10 protein-coding genes are annotated in these 8318 nt (G+C 66.5%); 9 read left to right on the forward strand and 1 reads right to left on the reverse strand.

Annotated elements, in window-relative coordinates; translation table 11 throughout:
• On the forward strand, positions 1 to 187 hold a 187-nt coding region (locus LJE91_06050), incomplete at its 5' end, for a glutamate decarboxylase (protein ID MCG6868296.1).
• A gap of 148 nt (positions 188 to 335) precedes the next feature.
• Here the strand turns inward: LJE91_06050 and LJE91_06055 are convergent.
• Positions 336 to 1142 (reverse strand): neuromedin U, encoded by an 807-nt coding sequence (locus tag LJE91_06055; GenBank protein ID MCG6868297.1) that lies wholly within the window; start codon positions 1140 to 1142, stop codon positions 336 to 338.
• A gap of 297 nt (positions 1143 to 1439) precedes the next feature.
• Between LJE91_06055 and LJE91_06060 the strand changes: the two genes are divergently transcribed.
• The 8 genes from LJE91_06060 to LJE91_06095 form a co-directional block, all read left to right on the forward strand.
• Positions 1440 to 2060 carry a hypothetical protein gene (locus LJE91_06060; protein MCG6868298.1) on the forward strand — a complete coding sequence of 207 codons (621 nt, stop codon included), beginning with the start codon at positions 1440 to 1442 and terminating at the stop codon, positions 2058 to 2060.
• Complete coding sequence (locus tag LJE91_06065) at positions 2032 to 2241, forward strand: PDZ domain-containing protein (protein ID MCG6868299.1); 210 nt, start codon at positions 2032 to 2034, stop codon at positions 2239 to 2241. Before LJE91_06060 ends, LJE91_06065 begins: the two co-directional genes overlap by 29 nt.
• A gap of 409 nt (positions 2242 to 2650) precedes the next feature.
• Entirely contained in the window at positions 2651 to 3325 is a 675-nt protein-coding gene (locus LJE91_06070; protein MCG6868300.1) for a hypothetical protein, read from the forward strand.
• Complete coding sequence (locus LJE91_06075) at positions 3322 to 4287, forward strand: MoxR family ATPase (protein ID MCG6868301.1); 966 nt, start codon at positions 3322 to 3324, stop codon at positions 4285 to 4287. Before LJE91_06070 ends, LJE91_06075 begins: the two co-directional genes overlap by 4 nt.
• 106 nt (positions 4288 to 4393) lie before the next feature.
• On the forward strand, positions 4394 to 5305 hold the full coding sequence (locus tag LJE91_06080; GenBank protein ID MCG6868302.1) for a DUF58 domain-containing protein: 912 nt from the start codon (positions 4394 to 4396) through the stop codon (positions 5303 to 5305).
• A complete protein-coding gene (locus tag LJE91_06085) occupies positions 5302 to 5787 on the forward strand; it encodes a DUF4381 domain-containing protein (GenBank protein MCG6868303.1) in 486 nt (161 codons plus the stop codon). Before LJE91_06080 ends, LJE91_06085 begins: the two co-directional genes overlap by 4 nt.
• Positions 5784 to 6791 (forward strand): VWA domain-containing protein, encoded by a 1008-nt coding sequence (locus tag LJE91_06090; protein ID MCG6868304.1) that lies wholly within the window; start codon positions 5784 to 5786, stop codon positions 6789 to 6791. The genes LJE91_06085 and LJE91_06090 overlap by 4 nt, the downstream gene beginning before the upstream one ends.
• On the forward strand, positions 6788 to 8318 hold a 1531-nt coding region (locus tag LJE91_06095; protein MCG6868305.1), incomplete at its 3' end, for a VWA domain-containing protein. The genes LJE91_06090 and LJE91_06095, both read left to right, overlap by 4 nt.

Raw genomic sequence — 8318 nt, forward strand, 5'->3', positions numbered from 1 at the left:
GCAGGTGCCCGCCTATACCATGCCGGAACACGCCCAGGACGTGGCGGTGCTGCGCATCGTCGTCAGGGAGGGCTTCAGCGGGGACATGGCAGACATGCTGCTCGTCGATATAAAGAAGGCGGTTGAGCATTTCGAGAGCCTAGCGGTGCATACCCCCAAGGCCCCTTCGCCTCAGTTCGCCCACTGAGCATCTGTCGGCTGCGGTCCGTCGTCGGCTGGCGAGCGCTTGGAGGGCGAAGGCGATTACCGGAAAACGGCATACCGGATCGCGCCGGATTTTCGTTCGTCATCAAACGACTCCTGACACGAAGGACGGCCAGAGCGGGGACGCGCGCCTACTTGGGGAACATGAACTGCATCTGCGTCCGCAGTTGCCAGTCGGCACCGTTTTCCGGCGTGATGACATTGGCGTAACCGCTGAGCTGAGCATTAATCGGCAGTTTGCCGAAGTGGAAGATGTGGCCGATGCCGCCGCCCAATGGCACGGTCCATTGATTGCCGCTATCGGCATCCCAGTCGACCGTTAGGATCGGGGCGCTGGTGAGGTAGGTGCCGCCCTTAAAGTTGTAGTTCAGGAAGGGCTGTATCAGGCCATTGTTGTAGGCAGGTGCGTCGCTGGTTCCCAACGACCAGACGTTGTTGATCAACATACCGTAGACCCAGGGACTGCCCTCTCTCAACCGCAGCACAACCGCCGTCGGCCCGAGGCCCCAGTTGTTGTTGCCGAGAGAGCTGTCCGTATGGGTCGGGAGCTGGGCGACGGCGCCGGCGCCCCAGATCCAGCCCGACGCGGCGTCGCTGGGCGATAGGAAGGCGGAGAAAAGCGTGTCGCCCAACCCGAAGGTGCTGTCCTGGACGGGGCTCAGCTCCGGTTGCCAGATCAGCGGAAAGATCGTTCGGGTGATCAGGTTCCAATCCTTGTTCAGGGTGATGGGTATCACGGGCTGGATGTTGATGATGTTCTGGGTGCCGTCTTGGGGCCCGAAGCCAAAGTTCGTGTTGTTCTGGAACGGGACGCTGATCAGGTTGGCGATCGGGTTTTGGGCCAGCCTCGCCAGCTCCTCTGCGCTCAGCGCCGCGCGTGCCGTCGGGCAACAGGTAAGCGCAAGCGCGAAAAGCCCGAATACGACAGGCAGATCCAAGCGCCGGGCAGGGAATGACCGTTTCCGGCCCGATGAGCACGTGCGGGACATCATCTCACTTCTCTCCTTTGGTGCTGACAGAAGGGAGACGCGAGCGACCCGGCGCGCGAGCCTGGGCATGAGCTGCCGCCAGCTATTCAATGTACATCAGTCACCGCCGAACCGGGGAGCTGCATCAACCCGTGCAAGGATACCTGGCGGCGAGGGCGCGGATCAGCCTCAGCCCCAGGGGCGGGATGGGCGTCAGACTCGAAACCGCGCGCGAAGGCCGCGCCGATCGCGACACCTTCAGATCCCGTGGCCGGCACAGAGAACGCCATCACCGCGGAGGATGCCCGCCTCCATGTTCAGCGCCTGGCGGCCGAGGACATGGCCGGAAGGATGACGGGGAGCGAGGGGGAACGCAGGGCCACCGAATACGTCGCCCGTGTCTTCGAGCAACTCGATCTGGCGCCGGGTGGGGACAACGGGTCCTGGTACCAGAGCTTTCCCTTTACCGCGGGAATTCGCCTTGGAGCGAACAACCGGCTCGAGATATCGGGCGTCCAACCGCCGCTCACCGTCGAACCGGACCGGGACTGGCGCCCCCTGGGCCTTTCACGCGTCGGCGAGGTCCCTGCCGGGGAGATCGTGTTCGCCGGTTACGGCATCGTCGCCCCCGGCATCGACGGTGTACCGGATTACGATTCGTACGGTGACCTGGACGCCGAGGGAAAGTGGGTCATGGTGTTTCGCTTCCAGCCCGAATCGGTACCGCCGGAATGGCGTCGCCACCTGGTCCATTATCTCGGACCTCGCCTACAAGGCGGCGGAGGCCCGGCGTCGCTGGGCTTTGGGGCTGATCGTCGTCACCGGTCCGAACGCGGCGGCCCGCGATCGTCTGGTCGAGTTGAAGCAGGGCGCGGTCGCCGCGGGTAGGTCACTGGCGGCGATCTCCGTCAGCGACGTCCTGGTGGGACTGGCGGGTGTCGAGATCGAGACCATCCACGACTTCATGAGTGCGCTTGCCGGTCTGAAGGTGGGCGAGCCCGCGGAAATGGCGGTGCTGCGCGACGGCACGCGGTTGCGTCTCGAGGTGGTGCCTGTTTCCCGGGAGTAAGGAATCCTGGTACATTTTTCTAACCATAGGCTTCGTAGCCTCAGATGAAGCCGTGCTAAATCCAGGGACGTGGTCCTAATAAGGAATCCCGGATTCCGCTCCCGCTGCATCCAGGCTACATTATTCTAACGATAGGCTTCGTAGCCTGGATTACTTACGGACACCTTGGGGATCCGTGATGAATCTGTGACGAATCGGGAACGTGCTCCCCGGGCCGGGATCGCGGCGTCCGGACTTCCGGTTGGAGGACCCGGTTTCGTCGGGCCGCCGCGTCTTTCCTCCCCTCGGTGCAGGCTTGATCCGCTGCCCGGCACGATTTATCTTCGATTCCCGGGATGGAGTCCGGGTGCGAATCCAGTTCCAGCCCGGGCGCGTCGTCGACGCCCATGAGATCGAGGGGAATGAAACGATGAGAAAGACCGCAATCCTGATTTCCGGTGTCGTTCTGGTGCTGCAACTCGCGCCGGCTCGTGCGTCGCTGGATGCCGCCTCCGCAGAGACGGCAGGCGCACCCGACCCCGTCGGGATCGATAGCATGCAGTTCGCAGACAATCCGGCTTCGGGACGGGTACTGTACGCACAGCTCGAGGAGGGTGTGCCCGTCGAGGCCGACTACGAGGAAACCGCGCAGAGCGAGATCCCGTTGGAAGCGGGTGAGGAACCCTACGCGGAGGAGGCCGGGGAACCGGTCGACGACGAGCCGGTGGTCGAAGTCGACCAAGCGGAGTCGGGTGAGACACAGGACATCGACGCGGCTGCGGACACCGGTGAAACGGCCGGTGATTCCGGGGCGGCCGAAGAGGTTATCTACGACGGTGCCGACCCCGCCTACGACGAGACCGGTGCGCCGAAGACCGAGGCGGGCGCCGAATCGGGGATCTACGCGCCGGACGAGGCGGCGACACAGGGATACGACGAGCCGGAGCGGGAATCCGGTGAGGAGGCCGGCGATGTCGACGCCGGGGTTGCCGACGCCCCTGATCCGTACTACGAGGGTGGGGGGAGCACCGTCGAAGCGGCGGGCGCGAGTGGTCAACCGCCCGTCTCGCCGTTCGGTGCGGTGGAATCCGGGGCGGGGGAATGACCTCCCGGGAGGCGTTTCGCAACCTGGCCGGGCACGTCGCCACCCTGGTCGTTGGCCAGGAGGCCCTCGTTCGGCGTCTCCTGATCGCCCTGCTCGCCAATGGCCATCTGCTGGTCGAGGGCGCCCCGGGCCTTGCCAAGACGCGCGCGATCAAGGCGCTTGCCTCGGGACTGGAAGCGGACTTTCACCGTATCCAGTTCACCCCCGACCTCCTGCCCGCCGACGTGACCGGTAGCGACGTCTATCAGCCGACGGATGGGAACTTCCGCTTCCAGCCGGGGCCGATATTTCACAATCTATTACTGGCCGACGAAGTGAACCGCGCCCCTGCCAAGGTCCAGTCCGCCCTGCTCGAGGCGATGGGCGAGCGCCAGGTCACGGTGGGGGCGAAGAGTTATCCGCTGCCTGACCCCTTCCTGGTGATGGCGACGCAGAACCCGATCGAGCAGGAGGGCACTTATCCGCTGCCGGAGGCGCAACTGGACCGATTCATGCTGCATGTCACGGTCGGCTATCCGTCGCGCGACGCCAGCCGCCGGATACTCGAACTGGTACGCGAGGAGGCGCTCGGTAACTCCGCGGAAGGTCCCCCCGTCGAGCGGTTGGCGGGGGAGGCGATCCGCACCGCCCGCGCGGAGGTGTTGACGCTGCACCTGTCCACGCCTGTAGAAGACTACATCATCGAACTGGTCGAGGCCACGCGGCGTCCCGGCATGTACGGAAACGAGCTTTCCGACTGGATTGCCTGGGGCGCGAGCCCCCGGGGCGCGATCGCCATCGAGCACGGGGCGAGGGCGCTGGCCTGGCTGGACGACCGCGATTTCGTCACCCCCGAGGATGTCCGCGATATCGCGCCGGACGCCCTGCGACACCGCGTCCTGCCCGGTTTCGAGGCCGAGGCCGAAGGGATCACCGCCACCCGGGTGATCGATGAGATCCTGGCGCACGTCCCCGCCCCGTGATGAGGGTGGTGCAACAGTCTCCGGTCCCGAGGCACGCAGCGGCTGAGGATGCCCGATACGCCATCTCCGCGGGGGCGGAAGGGTGGTTTTCTGCCGTAACAGCCTCATGAGTGCGGTGGAGGTCACGCTCCAAGAGCTGGTTCGACTGCGTGCCCGCGCCCGGGGGCTGGAACTCGGTGCGCGGCACCTCGCCCTGTCGGCGCAGTCCGGTGGCTATGCCTCCATCTATCGGGGCAGGGGCCTGGAGTTCGATGAGGTGCGGGCCTATCAGACCGGTGACGATGCGCGCAGCATCGACTGGCGGGTGACGGCGCGGCGCGGCAAGCCGCATACCAAGCTGTTCCGGGAGGAGCGGGAGCGGCAGGTCGTCCTGCTGGTCGACCTGCATCCCGGGATGTATTTCGGTACCCGGGTCCGGTTCAAGTCCGTCCTCGCCGCGATCACGGCGGCCCTGATCGCGTGGTCCGCGCAGCGGGCGGGTGATCGCGTCGGCGGGATCGTTTCCGGGCCCCAAACGATGCGGCTGCTGCAGCCCCGCGCGCGCCGCGGCGGCGTGCTCGCCCTGTTGCACGCCATCGTCCAGGGTCAACCCGTTACCACGGGGGAAGCGATTCCGGGACATCTGGACGGGGCGCTGGCTCGCCTGGCGCGAATGGTTTACCCGGGAAGCCTGGTGTTCGTCCTGAGTGATTTTTACGGCCTTGGCGAAGCCGGTGAGACCTCGCTGGCCTCGATCTCCCGACACAATGACGTGATGGTCGGTTTTATTCAGGATCCTCTGGAAGCCGAGCCGCCGCCGGCGGACCGCTATCGTCTCGGTACGCCGGGCGCACAGGTGGTGGTGGATACGGGGGCACCGGGAATCGTGTCGCGCTGGCGGACGGCGTTCACCGAGCGCAGCGACCGGGTGGCGCGCTTGTGTACCCGCTACGGCCTGCATCCCGTGCCCCTGATGACCCATGACGACCCGCTGATCTCACTGCGGCGGGGACTCGTGCGGCGCCCCCGGGCGGCGTGAGCGAAGTCACCGATCCACTGGACGCCCTGCGGCCCCTGCATCTGCCGGAGCCCGTCTCATGGTGGCCGCCGGCCCCGGGATGGTGGGCCCTCCTGTTGCTGGGTTGTCTGATCCTCGGGGCGGCCGTCTGGTGGTGGCGCCGCGGCAGGGTGCGCCGTGCGGCGCTGGCCGAGCTTCGACGCATCGCCTCGGCCGACCTTTCCGCGGCGGAACTGGCGGGCGAGGTCTCCTCTGTGTTGCGGCGGTATGCGCTGGCCATCTATCCCCGAACCGACGTCGCCGGTCTGTGCGGGGAACCCTGGCTACGGTTTCTCCAGGCGCGGTTCGGCGGGGAAACCTTCGGTAAACCGACCGCGCTAGCGCTCGTCGAGGCGCCGTTTCGTCGCGACCCGGACTTCGACAGGACCGCGTTACTCGTGCAGGCGAGGCGCTGGATCCTGCGAAACGGGCCCGGTGCCGGACGGCCGGGGAGGCCGGCGTGATCCATTTCGAGTGGCCGTGGATCGCGCTGTTGCTGCCGCTGCCGATGCTGCTGCGGCGCGTGCTTCCGCCGGCAAGTGACGAGACCGAGCGTGCATTCTTTGCCCCTTTCGCGTTGGAGATCGCGAAAGGGAACTCGCCCTCCGGACGAATCTCCCTGCACCCGAACCGGGCCTTGGTCGCTGGCCTGATCTGGCTTCTGCTCCTGAGTGCCGCAGCGCAGCCGCAGTGGCTGGGGGAGGCAACGGAGGTCCCCGAGACGGGGCGCAATCTCATGCTGGCCGTCGACGTGTCCGGGAGCATGGAGACGCCGGATCTCGATCCATCCGGTGACGAGGTGAGCCGGTTGGACGTCGTCAAGCAGGTGGCCGGGGAATTCATCTCCCGGCGCGCCGGTGATCGCGTGGGTCTGATCCTGTTCGGCAGCCAGGCCTACGTGCAGTCGCCCTTGACCTTTGACCGTACGACGGTCCGTACACTGCTGGACGAGTCGGCCATCGGTATCGCGGGCAAGCAGACCGCCCTGGGTGACGCCATCGGGCTTGCGGTCAAGCGGATGCGCGATGCGCCGGGGGAGCGCGCGGTGCTGGTACTGCTGACCGACGGGGCAAACACCGCGGGAAGGGTTTCGCCCGATCAGGCCGCCACACTCGCCGCACGCGCGGGCTTGACGATTTACACCATCGGGGTCGGCGCGGATCGCATGCGGGTGCCGAGCCTGTTCGGAGACCGGGTGATCAACCCGTCGGCGGACCTCGACGAGAAGACCCTGCGTGCCATAGCGGACACTACCGGGGGCACCTACTTCCGCGCCACGGACCGCGAGGCGCTGAGGGGTGTGTACGAGCAACTCGACGCCATCGAGTCGGTCGAAAGTGCCGGAAGGGTGGCGCGTCCCGTGACCCCGCTGTATCCCTGGCCGCTGGCTGCGGCGTTTTTACTCAGTCTCGTCTCTGCGGCGCTGCGGCTATGGCCCGGGTTCAAATGGAGGACCACTGAACGATGAACTTCGGGGATTTTCATTTCCTGCGGCCTGCCTGGTTTCTGGCCCTGCTTCCCGTCGCTGGTTTGCTGTTCGCGGTCTGGACGCGGAAAGGGGACCGTTCACGGTGGCTCAGGGTCTGCGACGCCGAGCTGTTGCCGCACCTGCTGATGGGGGCGGGAGGCGCACGGCGGAGCTGGGGCCTCTGGCTGCTTGCCGCGTCCTGGCTGCTCACCGTGACGGCACTGGCCGGCCCGACCTGGGAGCGGCAGCCGATGCCGGTCTATCGGGCGGCCGCGGCACGGGTGATCGTCCTGGACCTGTCGCCCTCAATGAACGCCTCGGACCTGAAGCCCAGCCGGATCGAGCGCGCGCGTTTCAAGTTACGGGACATTCTTGAGCGCAGTCGAGAGGGCAGGACGGGGCTGGTCGTGTTTGGGGGTGAGCCGCATGTGGTCACGCCGCTGACCGACGACACGGCCACGATCGAGGCCATGTTGCCGGCACTCAGCGTGGATATCATTCCGGCACGAGGCGATCGTGGGGCGCCGGCCATGAGGATGGCGGCCGAACTGCTCGAAAACGCCGGGGCGAAGGACGGCGAGATCCTGTTGTTGTCCGACGGCGTCGCGGACGGGGCGGATACCCTCGCCACGGCGCATCAACTCGCCGGGAACGGGGTTCGGGTTTCGCTGATCGGTGTGGCGGGCGACAGTGCCGTCCCCGTGCCGGGGGCCGAAGGTGGATTCGAGGTCGGATCTGAGGACGTACCGCGCATGGCGGTCTTCGACGAGGAATTCATGCGGCGTGTGGCACGCGCTGGAGGTGGGGAGTACCAGCGTCTGACACCGGGCGACGAAGACCTGGCGGGTGTGCTGGATTCCGGACCTTCCCGGGAGATCGATGACGCGCGTCGGCAGGGAACGGGCGGTGAGCGCTGGGTCGACCGGGGCGGCTGGCTGCTCGCGCCGCTCGTCCTGCTGGCGGCCGCGGGGTTTCGGCGGGGATGGCTGGTCTGCCTGCTGTTCGTGCCGATGATACCCGTGACACCCGCGCAGGCCTTCGAATGGGAGGCCCTGTGGTGGCGTCCCGATCAGCGCGCTGAGGATGCCTTGGTGCGGGGAGACCCCGAAACGGCGGCCGAGTTGTTCGAAGACCCGCGATGGCGTTCGGCCGCGCGCTATCAGAGCGGACAATACACCGGCGCGGCGGAGGGATTCGCGGCCGAGGACGATCCCGACGCTCACTATAACCGGGGAAATGCGCTGGCCCGGGACGGAAAACTGCGCGACGCCCTTGCCGCGTATGATCAGGCTCTGGCCGAAGACCCCGGCAACGAGGACGCCCGCTTCAACAGGGAACTCGTCGAGTCCCTGCTGAAGAAACAGGAGCAGCAGGGAGAGCAGGGAGAGCAGGGAGAGCAGGGAGAGCAGGGAGAGCAGGGAGAGCAGGGAGAGCAGGGAGAACAGGGAGAACAGGGAGAACAGGGAGAACAGGGAGAACAGGGAGAACAGGGAGAACAGGGAGAACAGGGAGAACAGGGAGAACAGG

The sequence above is a fragment of the Gammaproteobacteria bacterium genome, from assembly GCA_022340215.1.
In the GTDB taxonomy this organism is placed as follows: Bacteria; Pseudomonadota; Gammaproteobacteria; order JAJDOJ01; family JAJDOJ01; genus JAJDOJ01.